This is a genomic window from Methylobacterium soli (assembly GCF_008806385.1).
Lineage (GTDB): Bacteria > Pseudomonadota > Alphaproteobacteria > Rhizobiales > Beijerinckiaceae > Methylobacterium > Methylobacterium soli.
In genome coordinates this window covers 1-25,487 of record NZ_VZZK01000054.1, presented here as the reverse complement: position 1 = coordinate 25,487, position 25,487 = coordinate 1, and the positions used below count along the sequence as shown (strand labels likewise).

Annotated in this window: 26 protein-coding genes; 15 read left to right on the top strand and 11 right to left on the bottom strand. The window is 70.5% G+C overall.

The window, feature by feature from the left end:
- The first annotated feature begins 842 nt into the window (after positions 1-842).
- Entirely contained in the window at positions 843-2,159 is a 1,317-nt protein-coding gene (locus tag F6X53_RS29105; RefSeq protein ID WP_151004942.1) for an O-antigen ligase family protein, read from the top strand.
- A 9-nt stretch (positions 2,160-2,168) separates the two neighbouring features.
- On the opposite strand, the gene F6X53_RS29100 is transcribed toward F6X53_RS29105, so the two are convergent.
- The 3 genes from F6X53_RS29100 to F6X53_RS29090 form a co-directional block, all read right to left on the bottom strand.
- Positions 2,169-3,389: an acyl-CoA dehydrogenase family protein gene (locus F6X53_RS29100; RefSeq protein WP_151004940.1), complete on the bottom strand. Its 1,221-nt coding sequence runs from the start codon at positions 3,387-3,389 to the stop codon at positions 2,169-2,171.
- A gap of 71 nt (positions 3,390-3,460) precedes the next feature.
- On the bottom strand, positions 3,461-4,117 hold the full coding sequence (locus F6X53_RS29095; RefSeq protein WP_151004938.1) for a DUF1345 domain-containing protein: 657 nt from the start codon (positions 4,115-4,117) through the stop codon (positions 3,461-3,463).
- Between the two features lie 26 nt (positions 4,118-4,143).
- On the bottom strand, positions 4,144-5,121 hold the full coding sequence (locus F6X53_RS29090) for a hypothetical protein (protein WP_238296154.1): 978 nt from the start codon (positions 5,119-5,121) through the stop codon (positions 4,144-4,146).
- Between the two features lie 676 nt (positions 5,122-5,797).
- Here F6X53_RS29090 and F6X53_RS29085 point away from each other — a divergent pair.
- On the top strand, positions 5,798-6,427 hold the full coding sequence (locus F6X53_RS29085) for a nitroreductase family protein (RefSeq protein ID WP_151004944.1): 630 nt from the start codon (positions 5,798-5,800) through the stop codon (positions 6,425-6,427).
- A gap of 7 nt (positions 6,428-6,434) precedes the next feature.
- Entirely contained in the window at positions 6,435-8,066 is a 1,632-nt protein-coding gene (locus tag F6X53_RS29080) for an AMP-binding protein (protein ID WP_151004936.1), read from the top strand.
- A gap of 10 nt (positions 8,067-8,076) precedes the next feature.
- Here the strand turns inward: F6X53_RS29080 and F6X53_RS29075 are convergent, their stop codons facing one another.
- Positions 8,077-8,484 carry a hypothetical protein gene (locus tag F6X53_RS29075; protein WP_151004934.1) on the bottom strand — a complete coding sequence of 136 codons (408 nt, stop codon included), beginning with the start codon at positions 8,482-8,484 and terminating at the stop codon, positions 8,077-8,079.
- A gap of 214 nt (positions 8,485-8,698) precedes the next feature.
- Here F6X53_RS29075 and ahcY point away from each other — a divergent pair, with 214 nt between their 5' ends.
- The 3 genes from ahcY (at position 8,699) to F6X53_RS29060 (ending at position 13,798) form a co-directional block, all read left to right on the top strand.
- Positions 8,699-10,099 carry an adenosylhomocysteinase gene (ahcY, locus tag F6X53_RS29070; protein ID WP_151004932.1) on the top strand — a complete coding sequence of 467 codons (1,401 nt, stop codon included), beginning with the start codon at positions 8,699-8,701 and terminating at the stop codon, positions 10,097-10,099.
- 459 nt (positions 10,100-10,558) lie between these two features.
- Positions 10,559-13,060 (top strand): sensor histidine kinase, encoded by a 2,502-nt coding sequence (locus F6X53_RS29065; RefSeq protein WP_151004930.1) that lies wholly within the window; start codon positions 10,559-10,561, stop codon positions 13,058-13,060.
- A 63-nt stretch (positions 13,061-13,123) separates the two neighbouring features.
- On the top strand, positions 13,124-13,798 hold the full coding sequence (locus tag F6X53_RS29060) for an NAD-dependent epimerase/dehydratase family protein (RefSeq protein WP_151004928.1): 675 nt from the start codon (positions 13,124-13,126) through the stop codon (positions 13,796-13,798).
- On the opposite strand, the gene F6X53_RS29055 is transcribed toward F6X53_RS29060, so the two are convergent.
- The 3 genes from F6X53_RS29055 to argJ are packed head-to-tail and all read right to left on the bottom strand — an operon-like array spanning position 13,795 to position 16,228.
- Positions 13,795-14,235 carry a (deoxy)nucleoside triphosphate pyrophosphohydrolase gene (locus tag F6X53_RS29055; RefSeq protein ID WP_151004926.1) on the bottom strand — a complete coding sequence of 147 codons (441 nt, stop codon included), beginning with the start codon at positions 14,233-14,235 and terminating at the stop codon, positions 13,795-13,797. The genes F6X53_RS29060 and F6X53_RS29055 overlap by 4 nt on opposite strands.
- A complete protein-coding gene (locus F6X53_RS29050; RefSeq protein ID WP_151004924.1) occupies positions 14,232-14,981 on the bottom strand; it encodes an SIMPL domain-containing protein in 750 nt (249 codons plus the stop codon). The genes F6X53_RS29055 and F6X53_RS29050 overlap by 4 nt, the downstream gene beginning before the upstream one ends.
- Positions 14,978-16,228: a bifunctional glutamate N-acetyltransferase/amino-acid acetyltransferase ArgJ gene (gene argJ, locus F6X53_RS29045; RefSeq protein WP_151004922.1), complete on the bottom strand. Its 1,251-nt coding sequence runs from the start codon at positions 16,226-16,228 to the stop codon at positions 14,978-14,980. The genes F6X53_RS29050 and argJ overlap by 4 nt, the downstream gene beginning before the upstream one ends.
- A 275-nt stretch (positions 16,229-16,503) precedes the next feature.
- Between argJ and F6X53_RS29040 the strand changes: the two genes are divergently transcribed.
- Positions 16,504-16,905 carry a response regulator gene (locus F6X53_RS29040; RefSeq protein WP_151004920.1) on the top strand — a complete coding sequence of 134 codons (402 nt, stop codon included), beginning with the start codon at positions 16,504-16,506 and terminating at the stop codon, positions 16,903-16,905.
- Positions 16,906-16,959: 54 nt separating this feature from the next.
- Here F6X53_RS29040 and F6X53_RS29035 read toward each other — a convergent pair whose 3' ends face one another.
- Positions 16,960-17,523, bottom strand: a complete 564-nt coding sequence (locus F6X53_RS29035) for a PRC-barrel domain-containing protein (RefSeq protein WP_151004918.1) — start codon at positions 17,521-17,523, stop codon at positions 16,960-16,962.
- A 229-nt stretch (positions 17,524-17,752) separates the two neighbouring features.
- Between F6X53_RS29035 and F6X53_RS29030 the strand changes: the two genes are divergently transcribed.
- On the top strand, positions 17,753-18,334 hold the full coding sequence (locus tag F6X53_RS29030) for a glutathione peroxidase (protein WP_151004916.1): 582 nt from the start codon (positions 17,753-17,755) through the stop codon (positions 18,332-18,334).
- Positions 18,335-18,516: 182 nt separating this feature from the next.
- Here F6X53_RS29030 and F6X53_RS32745 read toward each other — a convergent pair whose 3' ends face one another.
- Complete coding sequence (locus F6X53_RS32745) at positions 18,517-18,837, bottom strand: hypothetical protein (protein ID WP_191971044.1); 321 nt, start codon at positions 18,835-18,837, stop codon at positions 18,517-18,519.
- A gap of 96 nt (positions 18,838-18,933) precedes the next feature.
- Between F6X53_RS32745 and F6X53_RS29020 the strand changes: the two genes are divergently transcribed.
- The 4 genes from F6X53_RS29020 (at position 18,934) to F6X53_RS29005 (ending at position 21,703) form a co-directional block, all read left to right on the top strand.
- Positions 18,934-19,161, top strand: a complete 228-nt coding sequence (locus F6X53_RS29020; RefSeq protein WP_151004915.1) for a hypothetical protein — start codon at positions 18,934-18,936, stop codon at positions 19,159-19,161.
- A 137-nt stretch (positions 19,162-19,298) separates the two neighbouring features.
- Complete coding sequence (locus F6X53_RS29015) at positions 19,299-19,538, top strand: hypothetical protein (protein WP_151004912.1); 240 nt, start codon at positions 19,299-19,301, stop codon at positions 19,536-19,538.
- 30 nt (positions 19,539-19,568) lie between these two features.
- Positions 19,569-21,101, top strand: a complete 1,533-nt coding sequence (locus tag F6X53_RS29010) for a DUF6880 family protein (protein WP_151004910.1) — start codon at positions 19,569-19,571, stop codon at positions 21,099-21,101.
- 74 nt (positions 21,102-21,175) lie between these two features.
- Positions 21,176-21,703 (top strand): DUF4142 domain-containing protein, encoded by a 528-nt coding sequence (locus F6X53_RS29005; RefSeq protein WP_151004908.1) that lies wholly within the window; start codon positions 21,176-21,178, stop codon positions 21,701-21,703.
- Between the two features lie 45 nt (positions 21,704-21,748).
- Here F6X53_RS29005 and F6X53_RS29000 read toward each other — a convergent pair whose 3' ends face one another.
- Together F6X53_RS29000 and F6X53_RS28995 are read right to left on the bottom strand one after the other, a co-directional pair.
- Positions 21,749-22,108 carry a DUF427 domain-containing protein gene (locus tag F6X53_RS29000; RefSeq protein ID WP_151004906.1) on the bottom strand — a complete coding sequence of 120 codons (360 nt, stop codon included), beginning with the start codon at positions 22,106-22,108 and terminating at the stop codon, positions 21,749-21,751.
- The gene (locus F6X53_RS28995; protein WP_151004904.1) at positions 22,105-23,019 is read right to left on the bottom strand and encodes a methyltransferase domain-containing protein; all 915 of its coding nucleotides are present in this window, start codon (positions 23,017-23,019) and stop codon (positions 22,105-22,107) included. The genes F6X53_RS29000 and F6X53_RS28995 overlap by 4 nt, the downstream gene beginning before the upstream one ends.
- A 188-nt stretch (positions 23,020-23,207) precedes the next feature.
- Between F6X53_RS28995 and F6X53_RS28990 the strand changes: the two genes are divergently transcribed.
- The 3 genes from F6X53_RS28990 to F6X53_RS28980 all read left to right on the top strand — a co-directional run bounded on the left by F6X53_RS28990 (position 23,208) and on the right by F6X53_RS28980 (position 24,898).
- The gene (locus F6X53_RS28990; protein WP_151004902.1) at positions 23,208-23,420 is read left to right on the top strand and encodes a hypothetical protein; all 213 of its coding nucleotides are present in this window, start codon (positions 23,208-23,210) and stop codon (positions 23,418-23,420) included.
- Between the two features lie 7 nt (positions 23,421-23,427).
- Entirely contained in the window at positions 23,428-24,201 is a 774-nt protein-coding gene (locus F6X53_RS28985) for a ComF family protein (protein WP_151004900.1), read from the top strand.
- A gap of 487 nt (positions 24,202-24,688) precedes the next feature.
- Positions 24,689-24,898, top strand: coding sequence for a hypothetical protein (locus tag F6X53_RS28980; protein WP_151004898.1), 210 nt, complete (start codon positions 24,689-24,691; stop codon positions 24,896-24,898).
- Positions 24,899-25,487 lie beyond the last annotated feature (589 nt).

Below are 25,487 nucleotides of genomic sequence, written 5' to 3'. Positions count from 1 at the left end.
GCCCGACAGGATGATGTCGATCCAGACGATCTGCAGCAGCGACAGCAGGAACGACGAGGACAGGTATTGATCCAAGAACGGCTTCCTTTCTGGGGATCCCGGATCGGCGCGTGGCCGGGATCAAACCCTGCGGGCGCGGCGCCGGTCAATTCGTGGGCGCGCATCCCCGATATGATCCCGAACTCGCGAAGGCCAAGCCCGGCCGCCGCTCCAGGCTGGATCGTCACGGTCGTGTCGTGCCCGCGAGACTCCCTCCTGTCGGCAATGCGTCGCAATTCCGAGATCGCGCCCGTCACGACGAGCGCGCATCCGCCGTGCTCATGGCCCGCCGAGGAGATTTCAGTATCCTATCCAGAACGTGCGAGTAGAGATTTGCACCTCTCTCGCATAGCAGCTGACATTTCAAAAAAATTCTCTGTAACAAGCAGATCATCGCGAAAATAACATTTGAATGAAATCTAAAATTACGATGCATCAGACTCAAATTGAAGCTGACACTCGAACAAACCTGTCGTCAGCTGGTCGCGCAGGATTTATCACCGAACCCGCACCGAACATGGTTTAACCGCGCGTTCATGCCTCTTCCGGCAGGGTCGAGCCGGGATCCGGATCGGCGGCCTGGGACGGGGATGAGCGAACGGCGATCTCCGCCCATGGCCTGGCTCTGATAGGAACGTCGCCGTGGTCATCCGCATGCCAGCGCCCGTCTCGTTCGTCCGGAACGGCAGCCCGCGGGAGCGCGATCGTGGCCTTGCCCGCGGCGCGCCTTCGGCAACAGCCGTGAACCGCGACGCATCCCGCACGATGGCGCCGGCCCATGGGAGCGGTTCGAGGAAGGCCCCGTGACGCGGCCCGTGCGCGCCGGTCTGATGCAGGCCTCCCCTTTGCACGCTCGGGCCGCCAACCCCTGGGATTCAGGCCCCTGGCGCGACATCCTGTTTCTGGTGACCTTCCTGCTGCTCTGGCTCGGTCTCGACCCCTTCACGAGTCTCAGCAGCGGCGACGCGCTCGATCCGGTCGGGGGGGGCCTACTCAGCCAGCTCTCGACCCTGGTGCTGACGGCCCTTCTCGCCGCCTTCGTGGCGCAGAGCGGCACCTGGCCGGTACTGCGCGCGGCGGCCAGTCCGCTCCTCTGCGTGACGCTGGCATGGTTTGCCCTCTCGGCCGCCTTCTCGCTCAACGCCGAACTCGCCGCGCGCCGGCTGATCCTCGCGACCCTGACGATCTTCCAGGCCTGCGCCTTCCTGACGATCCCGCGCGACCTGCGCGACTTCGCGCGGCTGCTGACGATCGGCGCCCTGATCGTCATCGTCGTCTGCTTCCTCGGCGTCGCGCTCCTGCCGCAGCTCGCGATCCATCAGACAAACGACCTGCGCGAGCCCGAGCTCGCCGGCGATTGGCGCGGCGCCTTCGCGCACAAGAACGGCGCGGGCGCCGAGATGGTGATGTTCATCTTCTTCGGCCTGCTCGCCGCACGCCTCTGGAACCCGATCGCCGGATGGACGCTCGTCGGGCTCGCCGGGATCTTCCTGTATTTCAGCCACTCGAAGTCGCCGCTCGGCCTGCTGCCGGTGGTGCTGGTGCTGCCCTTCCTCGCCATGCGCCTGCCCTATCTCTGGGCGCAGTTCGCGCTGCTGCTTCCCTTGCCGCTGATCCTGTCCCTGATGACGATCGGGTCCGTCGCGATCCCGGGCGTCCGGGAAGCCCTCGAGACCGTCATGTCCGACCCGTCCTTCACCGGGCGCGACGTCATCTGGCGCTTCGCGATCGACAAGGCGACGGCGCGTCCCTTCGTCGGCCACGGCTTCCAGGCGTTCTGGGGCACCAGTGATCTGGTGCAGAACTGGACGCCGTTCGAGTCCTGGGGCATGCGCGCCTCGGACGCCCATAACGGTTTCCTGAACCTCGCCGTCATGACGGGCTATGTCGGGATGGCGTTGGCCACGACCTGGATCGTGGGCCAGCCGATCGTCGACCAGATCCGCACCCGGACCATTGACCCGGAACTCACGCTCCTGTTCCTGCGGATCTGGTTCTTCGGATTGTGCCTGTCGTCCTTCGAATCGGTCCTGTTCTCGGGCGGCAACACGCTCTGGTTCATGATGGTCGTCGCCATCGTGGGCTTCCGCCTGCAGGCGAGCAAGCGGGTGATCCGCTGACGGCAGGGGTCAGGTCCTGGGCAGCATCCGGTCGCTGATGATGCGGCGCTGGATCTCGCTCGTGCCCTCGAAGATCGTCGTCAGCCGCGCATCCCGCCAGTAGCGCTCGACGCGACGCTCCGTCGTGTAGCCGTTGCCGCCATGCAGCTGCATGGCCTGGTTAGTGACCCGCACGGCCATCTCGGTGGCGAGGAGCTTGACCATTGCGGACTCGCTCTCCGCCGGCTCGCCCTGGTCGAGCAGATGCGCGACCTGCTGCCAGAAGGCGCGGGCCTGCGCCACCTTGGCGGCCATGTCGGCCAGCGCGAAGCGGAGCGCCTGGAACTCCGCGATCGGGTGGCCGAACTGCTCGCGCTCCTGCAGATAGGCTTGGCAATCCTCGACGGCGGCCCGCGCGACGCCGACCGCCCGTGCGGCGGTGTGCACCCGCGCGATGTTGAGGCCGCGCTGCACGGCCGCGAACCCACCGGAATCCGCGTCCGCCCCGACATCGCCGTAGAGCCCGGTGAGCCGATCGCTCTCCGGCACCCGAACCCCGTCGAGCTCGAGCTGCCAGGTCAGGAAGCCGTGATAGCCGATCTTGTCGATCACATGCCCGGTCATGCCGGACGGAAAGGTGCCGGGCTCCTTGACCACCAGAAAAGGCTCGAGCCCGGCCGATCGGGGCTCGCCCGGCTCGGGCTCCCGGGTGCGGGCCAAAACCTCGACGAAATCGGCGGCAAGCGCGAAGCCGGCCCAGCGCTTGGTGCCGGTGAGGACCCAGGTATCCCCGTCCCGCACCGCCCGGGTCTGGACGCCGGCCAGGTCGGAGCCGGCGGTCGGCTCGGAGAGGGCGATGCCCCCGATCCAGTGGCCCCGCGCGGATCTCCGCAGCAGATCGGCCCGGCGCGCGTCGTCGAGGGTCTGCGTGCCGAGCCCCTGTCCGCGCGCCAGGATGCTCCCGACCGAGAGCCACGCGCGCGCCAGCTCCTCCGAGACGAGGCAATATTCGAAGACCCCGAGCCCCAGGCCCCCATGCTCGGCCGGGATGGTGATGCCGAACCAACCCTTCGCGGCCATCGCGTCGATGAGCGCGCGCGGCATCTCGGCCTTCTGCGGGTCGAGCTTGTCCGCGATCGGCATGACGATGTCGCGCGCGAAGGCGCGGGCCTCCCCCTGCAGCGCCACGCGCGCATCGGTCCGCCAGGGGGACAGCAATTCGGGCGGCCGGGGGGCCTCGTGGTTCGGCATGCATCCTCCGGAGCGGCGTTGTCTTCTGGGACCGACCCCGCGCGGCGAAGCCTTGCCCGTCCTAGCACGCTTCAATGCTGCGCGAAGCCGGCCGCCATGTTGATCGCGAGGGCGAGGACGCTCGTGTTGAAGAAGTAGGCGTAGATCGTCTGCACGGTGGCGAGGCGGCGCATCGCCTTCGAGGTGATGTCGGTGTCGGAGGTCTGCGAGGTCGCGCCGATCGTGACCGAGAAGTAGAAGAAGTCCCAGAAATCGGGATCGGCGTCGCCGTTGAAGTCGAGGCCGCCGCGTCCCTGTCCCGGGCCAGCCTCACCGTAATAGAGATGCGCGTAGTGGATCGCGAAGACTGTCTGCACGAAGGCCCAGGCACAGATCATCGTCGCCGAGGCAAGGGCGAGATGGGCGATCTGGTAGCCGCCTTTCTCGTGTTCGCCGAAGACCAGCATGGCGACGGCGCCGAAGCTTGCCGCCGTCGCCAGGATCGCGAAGAGCGAGATCGCGAGCGCGCTGTCGTCGAGCCGGGAGGCTTCGAGGCGCAAAGCCTCCCGGGGCTGGCGTGCCGCCCTCGCCACCACCAGGGCGATGTAGGCGATAACGCCGACGCACCAGCCGAGGAGCAGGCGAGTCCAGAGCGAGGCGAACGGTAGGGCGGCCGTGAGCACCACCGCGAGAATGATGGAGCCGAGGAGGCGCGGGCGCAGCCAGAAGGCGCGAAACGGATTGATCATGCGCAGGTCTCGGCTCTCGGTCAGACTCAGAACTCCACGCCGAACTTCACGCGCACGGCATGCCGCTCGAACTGACGCAGGTCGAAGGCGCGGCCCGCATCCTCCTGGTCGCGGCTGTGACCGGCAACCTGCGTCGTGTAGGCGAGCGTCAGGAAGGCCTTGTCGGAGAACCGGTGATACAGCGACGGTCCGAGGAAGACCGCCTGTCCTTCGAACCGGTTGAGGAAGGCACCGTCATAGGCGCGCAGGTACCGCACCTCCGGGCCGATGAAGGTGTCCTGTGCGACGCGCGTCATGATCGCGTTCGACCAGAGCAGCGTCGAGGACCGATCGGTCTCCCCCGAGCCGCGCAGGCGCCCGACGGTCGGCTCGAAGCTCAGGTTGCTGCCGAGCCAGACCCTGTCCGGAACGAGGCGCAGGTCGAGCTGCAGTACGCTCTCCATGTCGAAGATGTCCGCCCCCTGGCCTTCGACCGGGAGGACGCGGGCGAAGCGTGGCCGAAGCTCGACCGCGAGTCCGAGGGGCTGCTCGTTCGAGCCCTTCAGGAACTGATACTTCAACTCGATCGAGACACCATCGAAGGTGCCGTAGGCCTTGTCGTTCAGATCGACGATATTGCGCACGCGGCGGACATCGCCGAAGAGCCCGAACTCGATGCTCAGATTGTCGAGCGGGTCGAACTGGTAGCTCAGCTTCGTGTTCGCGACGGCGTAGCCGGATCGCCCGGCCTCGCTCCGGCGCTTGCTGAACCGGATCACGGTGTCGGAGAGGACCTCCTGCTCGCCCTTCTTGCCGGTATCCGAACCCTCGGTGAAGCCGAACAGATTCTCGGTGTCGACCTCGTCCTGCTTGTCGGATTTCTGACTGTCCGATTTCGCCGTCTCGCCCGAACCGGCGTTCTGGCGCGCATCCTGGCCGGATGGCTGCTGGCCGGCCTGCGCGGGCCGCAGCATCAGCACCGCGAGAGCCAACATCGCGGCGCTGCCGCATCGACGCCAAGACATGGTTTTCCGACCCATCGCAGCGAGGACGCTCCTCTCCGACGCTCGCGCGATCTGCCACGCCATCGGGCCCCGTGACTGCGGCCGAACCGCCACACCCGGTAGGATTCAAGCGAACTCGATCAGCATCAGACGCGTATTCGTGGATGAACGACCGGATTTCGCACGTGCGGCGCAAATGCATTGCCGCGGCAACCGCGTTGGTTGCCCAAGCAACCCAGGCTCAGTAGGCGCCGATTTCCCTCTGCATCGCGTCCGATCCCGATCCGTTACGCCGGCTGCCGGCCGCTGAGCCTTCCATCGACGGACGCGCCAGCACTCGATCCGCTCGATGGCGACCGTTGTTCCTTGCGGAAACCACAGCGCGATCCGCCGCTCCCATCGGCGCCTAGCCATCGAGATCGGAACCTGCGCCCCGGGCTACGAAGCGGCCGTCTGCCCATCGACGAACAGGTCGGACCGGGCGGGCCAATGGGCGGGGCGGATCAAGAACGCTTGATGCGGTGTCGTGATGAGGCGCACCGGCTGGATGCCCTCCGCCGGATCGGCTCGACATGGCCGTGGACCCGGGAGCCGAGATGCGGCGCAAGGTCGTTCCGCCTGCGGAGGCCGGAGCTTCGCGGTGGGAAGCCTGGGCGATCCCGACGCAATTGCACAGCCCCGGCTCCTCGTGCATGGCATGCAGGCCGTCCCCTCCGGAGACCGTTCCGTGACGCAACCCACGCCCCGCCAGCCCGACCATGAGATCGACCCGCTTTTCCTGGAGCGCCGCTCGCCCCGCGCCTTCACGGGCGAGGCGGTGCCGGCAGCGGAGCTGATGCGGATGTTCGAGGCCGCCCGCTGGGCCCCCTCCTCCTACAACTCGCAGCCCTGGCGCTTCATCTACGCCCTGCGTGACGACGCGCATTGGGAGACGCTGTTCGGCCTTCTCGTCCCCGGGAACCAGAAATGGGCGAAGGACACGGGCGCCCTGGTGATCCTGGTGTCCAGCAGCCAGATGCGCGTCGGCGACGCGCTTCAGCCCTCCTGGAGCCACTCCCTCGATGCCGGTGCGGCGTCCCTCGCCTTCCAGCTCCAGGCGCTGCGCCAGGGCTGGCACGTCCATGGCATGGGGGGGTTCGACAAGGAGCGGGCGATCACCGCCCTGAACGTGCCGGAGGGCTACCGCGTCGAGGCGGCCTACGCGATCGGCCGCGCGATTCCGCAAGAGGCGCTCAGCGCGGACCAGCGGGTGAAGGAGGCCCCAAACGGCCGGCGTCCCATCACGGATTTCGTCTTCGCCGGGCACTTCCCGCCCGCAAAGCCCTGATTGGGCCGTGCTCGATCCCGCCCCCGACTACGCGGCGCTCCGGGCCGGCTTCGCCTGGGTCCTGCCCGAGCGCTACAACATGGGCGTCGACGTCTGCGACCGGGTGGCGGCCCGTGAGCCGGATCGTCCCGCCATCCTCGACATCGCGCAGGACGGCGCGACCGCGACCGTGACCTTCGGGCAATTGCGGGACGGCTCCAACCGGCTCGCCCATGCCCTGCGGGCGCAGGGCATCCTGCCGGGCGACCGGGTGGCGGTGCTGCTGCCGCAATCGGCGGAGGTGGTGATCGCGCACGCGGCCGCCTACAAGCTCGGCGCCATCGCGGTGCCGCTGGCAGGATTGTTCGGGCCGGAGGCCCTGGCCTATCGCCTCTCGGATTCCGGCGCGCGGGCGATCCTCACCGACGCGGCGGGCCTCGCCAAGCTCGCGGGCCTGCGCGAGAGCCTGCCCGCCCTGCAGATCATCATTGCCGTCGAGGGCGCGGAGGCCTCCGGGCAGGCCGACGTGATGGCCTACGCGGATCTGGTGGCCGGGATGTCCGCCGCGTTCGAGGCCGTGGACACCGCGCCCAACGATCCGGCACTGATGATCTACACCTCGGGCACGACGGGCCCGGCCAAGGGGGCGCTCCACGGCCACCGTGTCCTGCTCGGGCATCTGCCGGGCTGGCGCATGATGCACGACTTTCCGCCGAAGGGCGGCGACCTGATGTGGACGCCCTCGGATTGGGCTTGGGCGGGCGGCTTCCTCAACGCGCTGATGCCGAGCCTGCGTTACGGCATCCCGGTGGTGGCACGGGCTCATCTCCGCTTCGAGCCCGACGCGGCGCTGCGGATGATCGCGGATCTGCGCATCACCAACGTGTTCCTGCCCCCGACCGCCCTGAGGATGCTGCGCGCGGTCGAGGCCCCGCGCGAGTGCTTCGACCTGTCCGCCCTGCGCAACATCGCCTCCGCGGGCGAAGCGCTCGGCCCCGAGACATTCGCCTGGGCGGAGCGGGAGCTCGGCCTCACCATCGGCGAGGCCTATGGGCAGACCGAGTGCAACCTCGTCCTGGCCGCCTGCCGCGCCGCCGGCGTCGCGCGGCCGGGCTCGACCGGTAAGCCGGTGCCGGGCCACCGCGTCGCGATCCTGCGCCAGGACGGAAGCGAGGCGGATATCGACGAGCCGGGCGAGATCTGCATCGCCCGGCCCGACCCGGTGATGTTCCTGCGCTACTGGAACCAGCCGGAGGCGACGGAGCGGAAGTTCCGCGGCGACTGGATGCTCACCGGAGACCAGGCCCGGCGCGACGCCGACGGCTATATCCACTTCGTCGGGCGCGAGGACGACCTGATCACCTCCGCGGCCTATCGGATCGGACCGACCGAGATCGAGGATTGCCTCCTGCGCCACCCGGCCGTGGCCCTCGCGGCAGCGGTCGGGAAGCCCGATCCGCTGCGCACCGAGATCGTCAAGGCCTTCGTGGTTCTGCGGCCCGGGCATGCTCCATCGGACGCGCTCGCGGCCGAGATCCAGGCCTTCGTGCGCGAGCGGCTCTCGGCACACGAATATCCGCGCGAGATCGTGTTCCGCGAGAGCCTGCCGATGACGACGACCGGCAAGATCATCCGGCGGCAGTTGCGGGACGAGGGCTGAGCCGGAACGACTACCGGACGGAGATGTGGTAGCGCGCCCGGCCGACCTGGCCTTGGGGACCCACAATCTCGATGGTGAAGTCGTCCTCGCCGATATATCCGGCCGTCGGCGTGTAGAGCACGAGCGTCGCGGGCACTTTCCGGGTGTTGCACCGGGAACGCGTGTTCAACGTCGAGTAGTTCGGAAAATCCCGCCCCTGCTGGACCTCGATGCGTCCATCGTGGGGAACGTCGATCAGGCCGATCGTCACGGGACCGAGCGATTGGCAGGTCGGGTCGACCGCGCTCACCGAGGTGATCTTCAGCGTATGGCCCGAAGCCGTGACCCTCTCGAAGGTCGGGATCTGGCCGGGGAACGCGCAGGCTGTGCCGCCTCCGGCCAAGGCGACGAGGCCCGCCAGGATCAAGCGACGCTTCATCGGGCACATCCTCCTTGATGGCGGCTTTGATTCCCAACCTTGTCCCAGCGTCCCGGACGCCGCCATTCACAAGCCTGAGAGACCTGCGCCATTCCGCGCCCGCGGCCCTTCATTCGAATTCGTATAAAGACATCTTTATGTCTTGATTGCCTCGTAATGCCCGGCCTGCTATAGCGCTGCCCAGACACGCAACGACACACGGAGCATCGACCACATGGCTCAGGATTACATCGTCAAGGACATCGGGCTCGCCGATTACGGCCGCAAGGAGATCTCGATCGCCGAGAGCGAGATGCCGGGCCTGATGGCCGTGCGCGAGGAATATGCCGCGAGCCAGCCCCTGAAGGGCGCCAAGATCGCCGGCTCGCTGCACATGACGATCCAGACGGCCGTGCTGATCGAGACCCTGAAGAGCCTCGGCGCCGACATCCGCTGGGTGTCCTGCAACATCTACTCGACCCAGGACCATGCCGCCGCCGCGATCGCGGCCGCCGGGATCCCGGTCTTCGCCATCAAGGGCGAGACCCTGGAGGAGTACTGGGATTACACCTCCAAGCTGTTCGACTGGCATGACGGCAGCATGCCGAACATGATCCTCGACGATGGCGGCGACGCCACCATGTTCGTGCATCTCGGCCTGCGCGCCGAGAACGGCGACACCGCCTTCCTCGACAAGCCGGGCTCGGAGGAGGAGGAGATCTTCTTCGCACTCCTCAAGAAGAAGCTGGCCGAGAAGCCCAAGGGGTGGTTTGCCGGTCTCGCCGACTCGATCAAGGGCGTCTCGGAAGAGACCACCACGGGCGTGCACCGCCTCTACATCCTCGCCAAGGAAGGCAAGCTGCTCTTCCCGGCGATCAACGTGAACGACTCGGTCACGAAATCGAAGTTCGACAACCTCTACGGCTGCCGCGAGTCGCTCGTCGACGGTATCCGCCGCGGTACGGACGTGATGATGGCCGGCAAGGTCGCGATGGTCGCGGGCTTCGGCGATGTCGGCAAGGGCTCGGCCTCCAGCTTGCGCCATGCCGGCTGCCGCGTGCTGGTCTCGGAAATCGACCCGATCTGCGCGCTCCAGGCCGCGATGGAGGGCTACGAGGTCGTCACGATGGAAGATGCCGCGCCCCGCGCCGACATCTTCGTGACCGCCACCGGCAACAAGGACATCATCACCCTCGACCACATGCGGGCGATGAAGGACCGGGCCATCGTCTGCAACATCGGCCACTTCGACAACGAGATCCAGGTCGCGGGTCTCAAGAATCTCAAGTGGACGAACATCAAGCCGCAGGTCGACGAGATCACGTTCGCCGACGGTCACCGCATCATCCTCCTCTCGGAGGGACGCCTGGTGAATCTCGGCAACGCCACCGGCCACCCGTCCTTCGTGATGTCGGCCTCGTTCACGAACCAGACGCTGGCCCAGATCGAGCTCTGGACCAACCCGGGCAAGTACGAGCGTCAGGTCTACACCCTGCCCAAGACCCTCGACGAGAAGGTCGCCGCCCTGCACCTCGACAAGATCGGCGCCAAGCTCTCGAAGCTGCGCCCCGATCAGGCCTCCTATATCGGCGTCTCCGAGGCGGGCCCGTTCAAGCCCGATCACTACCGCTACTGAGACCGGGCGGGCATTTCGCCCGCTCGCGTACGGACCGATCGGCGTTCGCGAAAGCCCGGCCTCGTGCCGGGCTTTCGGCGTTTCGGAGCCTGTCTGCGCCAAGCCGATGATTCGTCTGGAAACACCGAACCCCGCCTGCGCGATAAGCCTCGCGCGGCCTGCCGTCCGGGACCTTGCGGCGGCCTGCGGGCGGCCCACGGATGTTCGGCAGCGTCAAGGCCCGGAGCCCACCGGAAAGTGTGTCTTTCGTGTGTCGGGCACGCTCGAGATGCACGTTAGAGTTCTATGTTAAGCTTACCCCCCTTCCGGCGCGATTCACCGGCGCGTTAGAGTGGGTCGATTCCTCAGATGAGGTGCCTCGCGAACGGCTCGCGCAGCCGTCTCGCGAGAACGGCGCGGTGCGCGCTGCGGGGCCGCGTTCGCGTGCCTCATCGAAGATTCGTGGAGGCGGTACGGATCATGAGGGTCGATGGAACGGCGCGCCTCGCGGCCTGCGCCGGCGCTCTCGTCGTCGCTGCGGCCGCAGGCTTCGGCCCGGCTCAGGCTGCGCCTCAGGCGGATGCCTCCGTCTGGGCCGGGAGCCTGCACACGCACAATCTCGCCGGCTTGGCGATCCTCATCGGCCTCACCGTCTTCGCCACCATCCTGTCCCTCATGCACCTGCACGAGCGCTCCCGCTGGACCCGGCGCGAGCGCGAGCAGGCGGCCGCGCTCGGGGCGCTTCGGGGAGCCCATGACCGGGCCGAGATGCTGCTCAATGCCGAGCGGCAGGTCATCGTGACCTGGGCCGGCCGCGGCGAGCCGGTGATCGAGGGCGATGCAACCCTGGCCTTCGACGGCGTTCGCTCGGCGGGCGGCACGGCGCGGCGGATCCTCGCCTTCGGCTCCTGGCTCCTCCCCTCGGATGCCACCGAGCTCGAGGCGGCGGTCGAGTCTCTCCGGGTCCGCGGCACGGGCTTCCGGCTTAACCTGCGCAGCCAATCGGGCCGCAGCATCGACGCGCAGGGACAGGCGGTGGCCGGTCGCGCCCTCCTGCGGCTGCGCGAGACCACCGAGGAACGACGCGAGGTGATGGAGCTTCGCGAGACCCTGGACGAGGCCCGGCGCGGCCTGGCGGCACTCGCCGGCCTCCTCGATGCCATTCCCCAGCCGGTCTGGCGGCGCAACCGGGACGGTGGCCTGGCCTGGGTCAACACCGCCTATGTCGCGGCCGTCGAGGCCGGGACGCGGGACGCGGCCCTCGAATCCGGAACCGAGCTCCTCGACCGGCAGGCCCGCGAGTTCATCGCCCGCGAGGAGAGCACCCGCCGTTCCGTCACCGGGCCGCGCCCGGCCTTGCGCCTGTCGGCCGTGGTGGCCGGCGGCCGGCGCATCCTCGACGTGACCGAGACGGCCCTGGAGAACGGGCGAGTCGGCATCGCCGTGGATGTCTCGGAACTGGAGAGCGTTCGCGCCGACCTGCAGCGCCAGATGGACGCGAACGTCCGGACCCTCGACCAGCTCCCGACGGCGGTGGCGATCTTCGACGCCCGCCAGCGCCTGATCTTCCACAATGCCGCCTACCGCCAGTTGTGGGATCTCGATGCCGCCTTCCTCGACGGCCGGCCGCTGGACGGCGAGATCCTCGATCATCTCCGCTCCCTGCGGAAACTCCCCGAACAGGCCGATTTCAAATCCTGGAAACAGGGCGTCCTCGCCGCCTACCGGGCGGCGGAGGCCAACGAGACCTGGTGGTACCTGCCCGACGGCCGGACCTTGCGCGTCGTCGCCGATCCGAACCCGCAGGGCGGCCTCACCTACCTGTTCGACGACGTCTCGGACCGGATGAAGCTCGAATCCCGCTACAACGCCTTGATGCAGGTGCAGGCCGAAACCCTGGACACCCTCAAGGAGCCGGTCGCGGTGTTCGGGGCCGATGGGCGCCTCACCTTCGCCAACCGCGCCTTCGCGACGGTCTGGCGCCTCGACGCCGCGACGCTCGCGGCGACCCCGCGCATCGATACCGTGATCGATGCCTGCCGGGCGCTTGCCCCCGCCGAGGAGCCGTGGATGGACATCCGCGACGCGGTGGTGGGCCTCGAAGCGCGCTCCGGCCTCTCCTGCCGGCTCGAAGTCGTCGACGGCACAGTCCTGGATTGCGCGGCGCAGCCGCTCCCCGAGGGCGCGACCCTGATCACCCTGATCGACGTCACCGCGAGCGTGAATGTCGAGCGTGCGCTGACCGAGAAGAACGAGGCCCTGGAGCGCGCCGCGCAGTTGCGCGACACCTTCGTGCACCACGTCTCCTACGAACTGCGCTCGCCCCTCACCAATATCATCGGGTTCACGCAACTTCTGGGTGACGAGACCGTGGGGGCGCTGAACGAGCGCCAGCGCGAATATTCCGACCACATCCTGCGCTCATCGGGCTCGCTCCTCGTCATCATCAACGACATCCTGGATCTCGCCTCGATCGATGCCGGCTCCCTGGAGTTGCAGCGCGAGCCGGTCGACGTGCAGGCCACCATCGAGGCGGCGGCGCGCGGCATCGAGGATCGCCTCGCCGAATCCGCCGTCAGCCTCGTCCTCGACGTCCCGGCCGATATCGGCAGCGTGGTGGCCGACGGAAAGCGCGTGCGCCAGATCCTGTTCAACCTGCTGTCGAATGCGGTCGGGTTCTCGGGAGCCGGCCAGCGCATCACCGTCCAGGCGCGGCGCAACGCGACGGACCTGATCCTCTCGGTCCGCGACGAGGGCCGCGGCATGCCGCCGGAGGTTGCAGCCCGGGTGTTCGACCGGTTCGAGAGCCACACCCTCGGCACCCGCCACCGGGGCGTCGGCCTCGGCCTGTCGATTGTGCGCTCCTTCGTCGAGCTGCATGGCGGCCGCGTCTCCCTCGACACGGCTCCGACGGCGGGCACCTGCGTGGTCTGCACCTTCCCCCTCGTGGACCCTGAGTCCCGGATGGAGGCGGCCGAATAGGCGCCGGGCCCGTCCCGGGCTCGGGGGCGGGCCTTTTCCGTCGTTCAAACCATCAAGGGTTGCATGAAGCTCATCCTGTTCGGGGCCACCGGCATGATCGGCCAGGGCGCTTTGCGCGAGGCGCTCCGCGATCCGGAGGTCGAGGCGGTGCTGGCGATCGGGCGGAGCATCACGGGACAGCACCACCCGAAATTGCGCGAGATCCGCCACCCGGACCTGCAGGACCTGTCGGCGATCGCGGCCGAGCTCTCCGGCTACGACGCCTGCCTGTTCTGCCTCGGCATCACGTCGGTGGGGTTGAGCGAGGCGCAATATGCCCACGTCACCCACGACCTCACGCTGTCGATCGCCCGCACCCTGGCGCAGCACAACCCCGGGATGAGCTTCGTCTACGTCTCGGCCGCGGGCAGCGACGCCTCGGAGCGCGGCCGCGTGATGTGGGCGCGGGTGCGGGGGCGGACCGAGAACGCCTTGTTCCGCCTTCCCTTCCGGCGCGTCTACGCGGTGCGGCCGGCCGGGATTCGGCCCCGGGACGGGATCCGGTCGCGGACGGGCTACGTGGACGCGCTCTACCGGGTGCTCGGGCCGGCGCTGCCGCTGCTGCAGCGGGCCTTGCCGGCCTATGTCACGGACACGCGGGAGTTGTCGCGAGCGATGCTGCGGCTGGCCAAGAGCGGCGGCATGGTCCGGGTCATCGAGGCCCGCAACATCCCCGGACTGGGCCGGGAGGGATCTTAGGGGCCGAGGAGATCGATCAGGAAGGGGATCAGCGGGGCGTCGGCCGGAGGCATCGGCATATCGCGCAAGTTGCGCGGGCGGACCCATTGGAGCGCCTGGCCCTCGAGGGGACGGGGCGTGCCCGACCAGCGCCGGCAGACGTAGAGCGGCATCAGGAGATGGAACAAATCATATGTATGGCTCGCGAAAGTCAGCGGGGCCAAGCACGCTTCCTCGACGGTGATCCCGATCTCTTCCGCGAGCTCGCGGATCAGCGTCCCCTCCGGCCGCTCGCCGGGCTCGACCTTGCCGCCCGGGAACTCCCAGAGCCCGGCGAGCTGCTTGCCGGGCGGCCGCTGGGCCAGGAGGACGCGCCCGTCGGCATCCACGAGGGCGACCGCAACCACGAGGAGCAGGCGGGGCTTGTCGCGCGAGGCGGGATCGACGGGCAGGCTCATGGGGCGATCGCGAAGCTGGCGGCGACCTCGGCGCTGGCCTCGATGGTGCCGGCCACGAGGGGGACGGGCGTCCGGCCGCGGCCCTTCGGCATCGGCGCCGGGGCGGCCATGAGGAGCGGCGCGGGGGATTCGCGGGGCGGCGACTGGATCGAGACCACGCGGCCGAGCCGGACGCCCGCCGCCTCGGCGAGGCGGGCGGCCTGGGCGGAGGCGTCCTTCATGGCGGCGACCCGCACGGCGGAGACGGCGGCGTCGGGATCGCTGAGGCCGAAGGCGACGCTGTCGATGCGGTTGGCGCCGGCATCGAGCGCCCGGCGCATCAGGTCGCCGAGGCGCCCCATATCGGCGAGGCGCAGGCGCACCTGGTTGGCGGCCCGGTAGCCGTCGGGCTTCTCCGTGACCGTGCCGTCGGGCTGGCGGATGGTGCGGGTGACGGGCTGGAGCGTCACCGCGGTGGTGCCGAGATCGGTCTCCTTCACGCCGAACTCGGCCGCGAGCGCGATCACCTTGCGGGCCGCCTCGCTGGTGGCGTCGAGGGCGGCGGCCGGGCTCGGCCCCTTCGCCTCGATGCCGATCTCGACGCTCGCGAAATCGGGCGGGCTCTCGGAGCGGGCCCGGCCGACCACCTGGATGAGGCCGTCGGCCGCCGCGCGGGCGGGTGCCGGCGCCTCCTCGGCGCGGCCGGGACCGGAGAGGAGCGCGACGAGGAGGCCCGGGATGAGGCCGGAGCGGAGCGCGGTCCTCATGAACGGTAATCGCCGTTGATCTCGATGTAGCCCTTGGTCAGATCGCAGGTCCAGACGCGGGCCCGGCCCTGCCCGAGGCCGAGATCGACCCGCACGGTGACGTGCGGCTCCCGCATCACCGCGCTCGCGGCGTCCTCGCTGTAATCCGGGTCGCGGGCCCCCGCGACCGCCACCCGCACGTCGCCGAACCAGATCGCGAGGCGGTCCCGGTCGGCCGGCTCGCCGGCCTTGCCGACCGCCATCACCACGCGCCCCCAATTCGCGTCCTCGCCCGCGACGGCGGTCTTCACCAGCGGCGAGTTGGCGATCGAGAGGGCGATGCGGTGGGCGGAGGCATCGCTCTCGGCGCCCTCCACCGCGACGGTGACGAATTTGCGCGCCCCTTCGCCATCCTTGGCCACGAGCTGGGCGAGCTCGATCAGGAGGTCGTCGAGGGCCGCCTGGAAGCCGGCGAGGCGCGGGTCGGCCGGGTCCGCGACCGCCGGGTTGGCGGCGGCGCCGGTCGCGAACAGCATCAGGGTGTCGGAGGTCGAGGTGTCCCCGTCCACCGTGACGCAGTTGAAGCTCCGGCCCGTGCCGGCACTGAGGAGGGCCTGCAGCACGCCCTGCGACAGGGCCGCATCGGTGAAGACGAAGGACAGCATCGTCGCCATGTCGGGGGCGATCATGCCGGCACCCTTGGCGATGCCGTTGATCCGCACCGGCACGCCCGCGATCTCGGCCGTGCGGGTGGCGAGCTTCGGGAAGGTGTCGGTGGTCATGATCGCCTGGGCGGCGGCGCTCCAGGCCTCCGGGCCGCCGGCGGCGCGGGCGGCGCAATCGGCCAGCACGCCCTCGAACTTGCGGGCGTCGAGGGGTTCGCCGATCACCCCCGTGGAGGCGATGAAGATCGCGCTCTCGGGGCAGCCGGCGGCGGCGGCCGCGATCCGGGCCGTGAGCGCCACGGCCTCCCGGCCCTTGGCACCCGTGAAGGCGTTGGCGTTGCCGGAATTGACCACGAGGGCGCGCGCGTCCGGGGAGGCCAGGGCCTCGCGGCACCAATCGACCGGGGCGGAGGGACATTTCGAGCGGGTGAAGACGCCCGCCGCCTGCGTGCCCTCGGCGAGGGCGACGTAGAGCACGTCGGTGCGGCCCGCGTAGCGGATCCCGGCCTGGGCCGTCGCCAGGGCGACGCCGCGGATCGCCGGAAAATCCGGAAGCGATTCGGGGGCGAGCGGCGAGACGGGGGGCGACTTTGCGGACGACATCGTTTCCACGGCTCCGGCAATCCGCCGCTTTCCAGGCGGCGCGCCGTGTTGCCCCTGGGGCGGGCGCGCGTCAACCGGAGCGGGATGCCCTCCCTGAGGGCGCTCTGAGGCAGGGCCAGGACGCTGCCTATCCGCTAGGCAGCCGGATTCATCATTGCGGCTGGAATGCGGCCGAGGGCTTGTACAATTTCGACGGTCCGGCTTACTATGCTGCAATGCAAAGCGAACGCGAAGTCGGGGGCGGAATGCCACGTCCTGAAGTCGGATCCGCTGCCATGTCTTCCAGTCCCGCGACGGGTGGCGCCTACGGGGTGCAGGTTCTGATTGCCGGCCGCCAGAAGCATTGGCGGGAGGACGTCGCCGGGCAGATCCGGCGCGCGGGCTTCAGCGCCACCGTCTGCGATTGCGGCGTCGATGCCCTCACGGTGCTGGTCCTGGGCTTGCCGGTCGACGTGCTCGTCGCGGACGTCTCCCTGGAGGGTGCGCTCTGCTGCTCGCAGCTCGCCGTCGAGGCCCGCGCCCTGCGGCCGGGCCTGCGCATCGTGCTGGCGAGCGACATGGCCGAGGCCGGCGCCGAGGCGATGGAGCATGTGCCGGACGCCCTGATCATCTCCCAGGATGCCCGCGCCGAATCGATTGCCCGCACCGTCCGCGAGGCGCTGGCAAGCCGCAATTGAGGGCCGGGCCCGGGGCCGGCGAGCGCCCCCGGGCCGGCGCGTCGCCGCGCGGGCCTATTTCTTGTCGCCCGTCTTCTCCTTGCCGAGATAGACGTATTCCGGCGCGGCGCGCAGCTGGTCCTTGTCGGTGTTGATCGTCGCCTTGAGGGTCTTGCCGTCGGTGCGGGCGAGCTTCATCGCGCTCGGATCGATGGCCACGTACTTGGTGCCGATCCCCAGGAAGCCGCCGACGCCGACGACCCACGACTTCACCTTGCTGTCCTCGTCGAGCACCACGTCGGCGATCTCCCCGATGGTCTCGTTGGCGGCGTTCTGGATCGTCAGGCCGATCAGCTTCGAGGCCACCATGTCGCTCGGCGCCTGGGCCACGAAGGTCGGGCGCAGGTCGTCGGCGAGGGTGGCGGGCTTGGCCGGAACGGGACTGGTCTGAGCGGGACTGGTCTGGGCGGGGCTTGCCGGATTCGAATTCGCCGGGGCCGCCTGATCCGGCGCCGGGGACGCGGCCGGCGCCGTGGGCGTGGGCTGCGCGGCCGGTGGCTGGGCCCCCTCCTGCGTCTGGGCCAGGAGGGCGGTCGCGCTGGACATCAGGAGGGCCGTCGCGACGAGCAGGCTGCGCATGGGGTCTCTTTCTGGAAGCTCGGGCTGACGAGCGTGAGCCGGAGGTCGGCGGGCCGGATTCCGGCGCGGTCGTGCACCCGCACAAGCCCAAGCTCGTGCAAAGGTTCCCACATGCCGCATGGACGTGATCGCCTCGACGTCTAGATTCCCGCGTGTCGCGGATTCGGGGGCTGCCTCCCAAGGGCGCCCAGCCGCGCACCGGCTCGTGCCGGCAAGGAGCCAGAACGCCATGACGATGCCGCGCCGCCAAGCCCTGCTCCTCCTCGGCACCGCCATGGCCGGGCTCAGCCGAGCCGGGAGCGCCTGGGCAGTCGGGGCGTCAGGCGCCAAGGCCACCGCCTTCGCGTTCGACAAGCCCGCGGGCGGCACGCTGCCGCTGACGGAATTTGCCGGCAAGCCGATCCTCGTCGTCAACACCGCCACCGCCTGCGGCTATGCCGGGCAGCTCACCGGATTGCAGGCCCTCTGGACCCGGTTCCAGGACCGGGGCCTCACGGTGCTCGGCGTGCCCTCGCCGGATTTCGGCAACCAGGAGCCCCTGGACGGAGCGGCGATCGTCGAGGCCGCGCGCAAGAACCACGGCGTCACCTTCCCGATGACGGCCAAGACCCGGGTGCGGATGCCGAACGCCCACCCGTTCTATCAATGGGCCGCCGCCGAGAAGCCCGGCGAGACGCCCCGCTGGAACTTCCACAAATACCTCGTGGCCCGCGACGGAACCCTCGCGGCGGCCTTCGCCACCCAGGTCGAGCCGACCGATCCGCGGGTGATCAGCGCCATCGCGGCCGAACTCGACAAGGCGGCGGGCTGAGGCGGCCGCGCCGGCCCTGACCGAGGGCGCGCAGGGCCCGCGCATTCGCCCAGGCGGTCCGGAGGAGCCTGCCCCGTGAGCCCGGGGCCTCCGCCCTCAGCGCGTCACCGCGATCAGGCCGATCACGAGCCCCGAGAGCAGCAGGACGACGTGGACGCCGCCGCCGGCCATGAGCCAGCCGGTCATCGCGAGATGCGGCCCTGCGGTGGCAGGGTGCCCTGCGGCGGCAGGGTGCCCTGCCGTGACAGGCTGCCCTGCGGCGCCGGGCGTCCGCGCACCAGCCGCTCGCGGGGGAGCCGGCCGCGGACGGCCCGGCGGTCGCGGCGCTCGACCAGGACCGGGCCGGGCGGGGGCGCCGAGGGGTAGTTCGACGCGAAGGGATTCGTCGGCACCCCGCTCGCGGGAAGGCCGACGGTGCTGCCCGCGACGATGCCGCCCATCTGGGCCGAGGCGGGCGCGGCCACGAGCAGGAGCAGGGCCGCCAGGACGGGAGGGATGCGCATGGGCGCCTCTTTACGCGCGGTCGGGATCCGCACCAGATAGGGCAAGACGCGGGGCCGCCCCAGAGGGAATCTCGGGACCGCGCAGGGGAGGCCAGCATGGAACCGCACCGCTTCGACCAGGACGCCGACACCTACGCGGTGCGCTTCGAGCGCACGCCGGAGGGCTGGGTCGCCCATATCCGGCGGGAGAGCGACGGCATCACCCAGTTGATCGCCTTCCCGGACGGGGCCGGCTACGCCCCGGACGACGTGCGCGGCTCGCTGATCGCCGGCTGCGAGGCGGCGATCGCCCGCCTCGGCCTCGCCCCGGCGACGCGTCACTGAAGCCGGGCCGCGCTCCAAGCAGTGCCTCCTCGGCGGTGCCTCCTCGGCGGCGCCTCCTTGGCGGCGCCCCGGAGGAACGGGGGCGTTCCCCGCGTGTTGGCGCTCACGAACGATGCTTTTGACCGCAAGGATTGGCCATGACCGAAGTCACCTACCGGATCGTCGAGCATGACGGCGGCTTCGCCTACAAGGTCGGGGACGTTTTCTCCGAGACCTTCCCGAGCCACGATGCGGCCCTGCAGGCCGCCCAGGCCGCGGCCGCCGAGCAGCAGGTGCCGGGCTCGACCGAGGGCATCCGCTACCAGGACCCCAAGGGCGACTGGCACGACGAGACCGCCCGCGGCAACGATCGCCCGACCGCCAAGGTCGTCGATTAACCGGGCGCCCCCCGCCGACGGGAGGCCAGGATGGCCCGCAGGGCGCCCTCCAAGCCGGGCTCCGCGGCGCCTGCCGCAGCCCCGGCCACGGCGCCGGCCCTTTCGCCGGCCGAACCCGGCCGGCGAAAGGGCGCGCGGCGCACCACCCCCTCCCCCGAGACCCTGGCGGGTCTCGGGCCGGAGCGGCTGATCGGCCTGATCCTCGGGGAGACCGCGCGCAACCCCGCCTTCAAGAAGATCGTCAGCGCGGCGCTCGCCGCGCTCCAGGGACCGGACGCGGTGGCGGCCATCGTCGACCGGCGTCTCGCCGCGCTCGAGGGCGCGCGCGGCTTCATCGACTGGCAGAAGCGGCGCGCCTTCACGGCCGACCTCAACGCCACCGTCTCGGTGATCGTCAACGAGTTGCGCCCCCTCGATCCGGGCGCCGCCCTTGACCGGCTGCTGCGCTTCCTGTCCGGGGCGGAGACGGTGCTCCGCCGGGTCGACGACAGCCTCGGCATCACGCAGGGCGTCTACGAGCGGGCGGCCGAGGCGGCGGTCGAGATCGCCGGGAGTCTGCCGGCCCCGGATGCGGCGCGCTTCGCCCTCGCGCTCGTCCCCCGGATCGGGGCCGAGCCCGACGGCGTCTTCGGTGTCCTCCTCACCGACCTGATCCCGCGCCTCGCCGAGGAGGCCTGGGCCGAGCTCGACGCCGCGCTCGCGGGCGCGGAGCCGCCGGATGCGGCGGACCGCCAGCCCGCGTGGCAACGCGGGTACCGGCGCGGACGGCTGATCCGCATCCGCCAGGACCTCGCCGACCGGCGCGGCGACGTCGACGCCTTCATCGCCCTGGAGCAGCAGGCCATGCCCGGGCGGCCGGACCCGGTCGCGGTGGCCGAGCGCCTCCTCGGGGCCGGCCGCGCGGCCGAGGCCCTCGACTGGCTGCGCCGGCCGCGCGAGACGGGGCGCCCCGCCACCCGCGCCGACCTGATCGCCGGCGCGCCCGCGCCCGAGGTGCCGGACCGCGCCCGGGCGGTCGCGGAGATCCGCGCCCTCGAGGCGCTCGGGCGGCGGGACGAGGCGCAGGCCCTGCGCTGGGACCGCTTCGCCCTCACCCTCGACCGGGACATGCTGCGCGACTACCTCGCCAAGCTCCCGGATTTCGAGGACGATCCGGCGTTGGAGCGCGCCTTCGCGCAGGCCGCCGCCCATCCCCAGCCCTACCGGGCGCTCACCTTCCTGATCAACTGGCCGCATCTCGACGGCGCGGCCCGGCTCGTGCGCGCGCGCCGCGCCACCTGGGAGGGCGAGCGCTACGAGGTGCTGGTCCCCGCCGCCGAGGCGCTGGAGGAGGCCCATCCGGAGGAGGCCGCGCTCCTCTACCGGCGCCTCATCGACGACATCCTGGCCCGGGGCCGCGCGCAGGCCTACGGCCACGCCGCCCGCTACCTCGCCCATCTCGACGCCCTCGCCCGCCGCCTCGCCCCGGGCAGCCTGGAGCCGGAGCAGGCCGCCTATCGCGAGGCGCTGCGCCGCGCCCACGGGCGCAAGCACGGCTTCTGGAGTCTCGTCGCGGGGGTGTGACCCTCGGCCCGGGCCAGGAACTCCACCGTACCGATCCGTCTTTCTCCTTCGATCAACCTCGGAGGGAATACTCCATGAAAAAGCATTTTCTAGTTGTCGCCTGCTGCCTCGCCGCGGCACCGGCCCTGGCCCAGTCCCTGAGCGAGAAGAGCGGCCTCAATTCCCTGGTGGGGACGAGCCCGTCCACGGCGGATTTCGTCAAGGAGGCGGCGATCAGCGACATGTTCGAGATCCAGTCGAGCCAGCTCGCGGCGGAGCGGAGCGACGACGCCACCAAGACCTACGCCAAGCAGATGATCGCCGACCACGAGAAGACCTCGACCGAGATGAAGGGCATGGTCCAGGGCGGCAAGGTGCAGGCGAGCCTGCCCACCGCCCTCGACAGCACCCACCAGAGCAAGCTCGACACGCTCAAGGGCCTGCAGGGCAAGGATTTCACCAAGCAGTACCACGACGACCAGGTGAAGGCGCACAAGGACGCCGTGGACCTGTTTCAGCGCTACGCGAAGGGCGGCGACAACCCGGACCTGAAGGCCTGGGCCGGCAAGACCCAGCCGGCCCTGGAGCACCACCTCAAGATGGCGCAGGACCTCGACAAGTAATCCACCCGACCGAGGGGCGGGGCCCGCGCCCTGCCCCTCTCCCGCTTACTCCTCAGCGATGGCGTCGACCTTGTCGGGGTAGAAAGCGAGGTGGTCCCGGAGCGCCGCCATGGCGGGGAACGGGTCCTCGTAGCTCCAGACCGCGTTCGGCCGCACCGCATCGGCCACCGTGAGGTCGTAATAGGTCGCCGCGCCCTTGTAGGGGCAGTGGCTGGTGCGGGCGCTGCGGGCGAACAGGTTGAAGCGGGTGTCCGTGCGCGGGATGTAGAGCACCGGCAGGTAGCTCGCCTCGGCCAGGCGGAGCGCGGCCTGGGTATCGGCCACCACGACGCCGTTGAGGCTCACGCGCACGCGCTTGGGGTGCTGCGTGATCGTGATCGGGTGGTCGGGACCGGGCTCTCTCATCGTGGGCTCCTGTCGGCGTCTGGCGTGAATTCCTGCGTGTTGAGGGCGTCGGCGAGGCGCGTCCGGGCGCTGCCGGGCTTCAGCGGCGTCTGCTGGCTCGCGTGCGGCGCCCAGCCCGAGACCCAGAGGATCTCGAAGCTCGCCCGCAGCCGCCCATCCGGGTCGGCGAAGCGCTCGGCGTAGATCTCGGCCATGCGGATCAGGGTGGCGCGGCGCAGCGGCGTGCGGCGGCGCTCGCCGAGCGCGTTGGTGAGGCCCATCGCCCGGAGGTCGCGCATCAGCCCGAAGGGGTCGGCGTAGCGCACCGTGACGAGCTCGGTGTCGGTGACGGGGAGCGCGAAGCCCGCCCGCTGGAGCAGGGCGCCCATCTCCCGCACCTCCGCGAAGGGCGCGACCCGCGGGCTCACCCCGCCCTCGACCGCGCTCTCGGCCGCGCCGAAGCTCTGGCGCAGCTCGGTGAGGCTGCGGCCCCCGAGCAGGCAGCCGAGGAAGAGCCCGTCCGGCCGCAGGGCCCGGCGCAGCTGCACCAGGGCGCCCGGCAGGTCGTTGACGTGCTGGAGCGCCAGGAGGGAGACCGCGAGATCGAAGCGGCCGGGCGCCACGGGCAGCGCCTCCGGGTCGCCCACCGCGCGCAGGAGGCCGCCCGCCGCATCGGGAGCCGCGTCCTCCGCGACGGGTGCGAGGCGCAGCACCCGGTCCGTGCGCCCGCCGGCCCGCAGCCGCTCGGCCGCGGCGGGCAGCGGCGTCCCGAGGTCGAGGGCGTCGGGGAAGTGCCGCAGCACGGCGGCGAGACGGTCGTCGAGATCGTCGACGAGGCGGGCCAGCAGGAAATCGGCGTAGCCGTCCCGGCGCGCACGCGCGAGCCGGCGTCGGACGAGGGCGGTGTCGAAGAGGGGAAGGGCCGGATCCATCGGGCTCCAAGATGGCCCGCGCCGCCGGGCCACGCCAGGGTGCTCAGCGCATCCGGGCCGGCCCCGGAATGCGCCGGGATCGCGGAACCATCCAGGCCCTGTGCGAGTCCCGACGATCACGCTTGCGAGAGGGTGGAACGGCCAAGCCCGATCCTCGTTCCGCTCCACACGAACAGGAGTACGAAGCGATGACGCGCATTCTCGTCGGTTCCGCGATGGTCCTCACCGCCCTCACCTTCAGCGCCGGCGCCGAGGCGAAGGGCTGCATCAAGGGCGCCCTCGTGGGCGGCCTCGCCGGGCACGGGGTGCTCGGGGCGGCCGCGGGCTGCGCCGTCGGGCGCCACGAGGCGAACAAGCGCGACCGCCAGAGCCGGCAGGCCCAGCCGCAGACCGCGCACTGAGCCCCGCATGCGGGCAGCCTTTCCCGGAGCCCTGCCCGCCCTCCGCGCCGTCCTCCGGGAAGCGCTCGGCCTCGTCTACCCGCCGAACTGCGCCGGATGCGGCGGCGCGACCGCCGATCCGGGCGCCCTCTGCCCGGCCTGCTGGTCCGCCCTGCGCCTCATCGAGGCGCCGCTCTGCCCGCGCTACGGCACGCCCTTCGCCCTCGATCTCGGGATCGGGCCGCTCCTCTCGCCCCGGGCCATCGCGGAGCCGCCGGTCTTCGCGCGGGCCCGGGCGGTGGCCCTCTATGACGGGGCGGCGCGCAGCCTCGTCCACCGCCTGAAATACGAGGACCGGCTCGACCTCGCCCCCGCCATGGCCCGGATGATGCTGGCGAGCGGGCGGGAGCTGATCGCGCAGGCCGAGTGCGTGGTGCCGGTGCCGCTGCACCGCTGGCGCCTCTGGCGCCTCTGGCGCCGCCGCTTCAACCAGGCCGCGCTTCTCGGCCGTCCCATCGCGAAGGCCGCCGCCCTGCCCTTCCGGCCCGGGGCCCTCGCCCGGGTGCGGGCGACGCGCTCCCAGGTTGGCCTCAGCCGCGCGGCGCGGGCCACCAACCTGCAGGGCGCCTTCCGGGTGCCGCCGGCCGCGCGCGCCAGCCTGCAGGGCCAGCGCGTCCTCTTGGTCGACGACGTCACCACCACGGGGGCCACCGCCAACGCGGCCGCCCGCGCCCTGCTGCGGGGCGGGGCCGCCTCCGTCGACCTGCTCACCTTCGCGCTGGTGGCGCAGGAGGCACTGTGACGACGGGCACCTGATCGTGGACCCGCGCCGGGCCCGCCGGATCGCTGCGGGCCCCCGAGCCTGGACCCCGGAACCGGCCAGGCTGCCAGGATGCGCGTCCCGCGGGGGCGCGCTGACGCGGAGGTGGCGCGGACCGCCCGCCAATACGCAAGATCTGATGCTTGATACCGTCCGCTCGCGACTCTGATGAGCCATTCGATCGGTCTTGACCGAAATTGAGCGGACGCTTGCAATCGCTCGCACCCATCGCTTGCTCTTCCTCGGCTTCGCGGACGATCTGTGACGGGGCGGGCGCTCGCTCAGCTCAGATCCGATAAGGCAAGCCCGATTGGATTACTTGCTGCGGAGCGTCAGAACACTTGCTCCACTCGCTTGGACTTTCGCTCTGATTGAGCGCAGAGTGGCGACATCGCCAGCCGACCGAAACCGTGGGCGCTGGTGGCTGAGAGAGACGTGCGCTCCCGCCTGCATCGCGAGGAGTGCCGTCATGGCCAAGCCTGTCCACAGGCGCCTGTCGGGCGCCGACTTCGACACGTGGCTGATCGCGACTTCACGGGAGACCGTCCAGCGATCCCGCGCATTGCTGGAACGAACCAGGCCGTCGGTCGCCACCGAGCCGCCGGTGTCGCATGCCGGTGGCCCCGACCCCCGTGACGGCAGCCCGCCTGAACCGGATGAACAAACGGCCCGACCCTGAGGGGGCGTCAGGGTCGCGCTCCCTGACACCCGGACCGCGAACCTCCGCAGTGAGTGAAGGAGCAGCCGCTAGAGCTGTTCCCGATCGCGTTGCGCCGGGACCGTCGGCCGCGCCCGTGCCGAAGCGGGCGCGGATCCCCTCTCCCGTGCGGGAGAGGGACAGGGTGAGGGTCGAGACCTTTCAGAACGAGGTGCGCCCGATCGGCGCCTAATCGGCGATACGACCGCATGCTCCATCCTGACGGCGCTCATCCCTCACCCCAACCCTCTCCCGCACGGGAGAGGGGGCCGGTCGCGCTGCCCGCGTCGTCATCCCGAGACCGCGAAACGGAGCCCTGGAATGACGCTGTGCTTCACCTCTCCCGTCCGGGAGAGGGGGCCCGCCGCGCTGCCCGCGCCGTCATCCCGAGGCCGCGACGCAGAGCCCTGGCACGATGCTCGCCCCCCACCTCTCCCGTCCGGGAGAGGTCGAGTCGGCGCGAGCCGACCGGGTGAGGGGTGCGACTTCTCCGGACAGCGCACCTCCCTTGTAACTTGAATTCCGCTGCCTCTGGTATGGTCCTGGGTGCGGTGGCAGGCGGAAGACCGTT

Coding starts and splice junctions, on each gene's coding strand:
- F6X53_RS29090 (WP_238296154.1), bottom strand. CDS start 5,121: ATGTCTTGGCGTCGATGCGGCAGCGCCGCGATGTTGGCTCTCGCGGTG.
- F6X53_RS29100 (WP_151004940.1), bottom strand. CDS start 3,389: ATGCCGAACCACGAGGCCCCCCGGCCGCCCGAATTGCTGTCCCCCTGG.
- F6X53_RS28990 (WP_151004902.1), top strand. CDS start 23,208: ATGACGCGCATTCTCGTCGGTTCCGCGATGGTCCTCACCGCCCTCACC.
- F6X53_RS28995 (WP_151004904.1), bottom strand. CDS start 23,019: ATGGATCCGGCCCTTCCCCTCTTCGACACCGCCCTCGTCCGACGCCGG.
- F6X53_RS29065 (WP_151004930.1), top strand. CDS start 10,559: ATGAGGGTCGATGGAACGGCGCGCCTCGCGGCCTGCGCCGGCGCTCTC.
- F6X53_RS29085 (WP_151004944.1), top strand. CDS start 5,798: ATGCAGGCCGTCCCCTCCGGAGACCGTTCCGTGACGCAACCCACGCCC.
- F6X53_RS29020 (WP_151004915.1), top strand. CDS start 18,934: ATGGAACCGCACCGCTTCGACCAGGACGCCGACACCTACGCGGTGCGC.
- F6X53_RS29015 (WP_151004912.1), top strand. CDS start 19,299: ATGACCGAAGTCACCTACCGGATCGTCGAGCATGACGGCGGCTTCGCC.
- ahcY (WP_151004932.1), top strand. CDS start 8,699: ATGGCTCAGGATTACATCGTCAAGGACATCGGGCTCGCCGATTACGGC.
- F6X53_RS29075 (WP_151004934.1), bottom strand. CDS start 8,484: ATGAAGCGTCGCTTGATCCTGGCGGGCCTCGTCGCCTTGGCCGGAGGC.
- F6X53_RS29060 (WP_151004928.1), top strand. CDS start 13,124: ATGAAGCTCATCCTGTTCGGGGCCACCGGCATGATCGGCCAGGGCGCT.
- F6X53_RS29040 (WP_151004920.1), top strand. CDS start 16,504: ATGTCTTCCAGTCCCGCGACGGGTGGCGCCTACGGGGTGCAGGTTCTG.
- F6X53_RS29050 (WP_151004924.1), bottom strand. CDS start 14,981: ATGAGGACCGCGCTCCGCTCCGGCCTCATCCCGGGCCTCCTCGTCGCG.
- F6X53_RS28985 (WP_151004900.1), top strand. CDS start 23,428: ATGCGGGCAGCCTTTCCCGGAGCCCTGCCCGCCCTCCGCGCCGTCCTC.
- F6X53_RS29000 (WP_151004906.1), bottom strand. CDS start 22,108: ATGAGAGAGCCCGGTCCCGACCACCCGATCACGATCACGCAGCACCCC.
- F6X53_RS29005 (WP_151004908.1), top strand. CDS start 21,176: ATGAAAAAGCATTTTCTAGTTGTCGCCTGCTGCCTCGCCGCGGCACCG.
- F6X53_RS29030 (WP_151004916.1), top strand. CDS start 17,753: ATGACGATGCCGCGCCGCCAAGCCCTGCTCCTCCTCGGCACCGCCATG.
- F6X53_RS32745 (WP_191971044.1), bottom strand. CDS start 18,837: ATGCGCATCCCTCCCGTCCTGGCGGCCCTGCTCCTGCTCGTGGCCGCG.
- F6X53_RS29010 (WP_151004910.1), top strand. CDS start 19,569: ATGGCCCGCAGGGCGCCCTCCAAGCCGGGCTCCGCGGCGCCTGCCGCA.
- F6X53_RS29095 (WP_151004938.1), bottom strand. CDS start 4,117: ATGATCAATCCGTTTCGCGCCTTCTGGCTGCGCCCGCGCCTCCTCGGC.
- F6X53_RS28980 (WP_151004898.1), top strand. CDS start 24,689: ATGGCCAAGCCTGTCCACAGGCGCCTGTCGGGCGCCGACTTCGACACG.
- argJ (WP_151004922.1), bottom strand. CDS start 16,228: ATGTCGTCCGCAAAGTCGCCCCCCGTCTCGCCGCTCGCCCCCGAATCG.
- F6X53_RS29055 (WP_151004926.1), bottom strand. CDS start 14,235: ATGAGCCTGCCCGTCGATCCCGCCTCGCGCGACAAGCCCCGCCTGCTC.
- F6X53_RS29035 (WP_151004918.1), bottom strand. CDS start 17,523: ATGCGCAGCCTGCTCGTCGCGACGGCCCTCCTGATGTCCAGCGCGACC.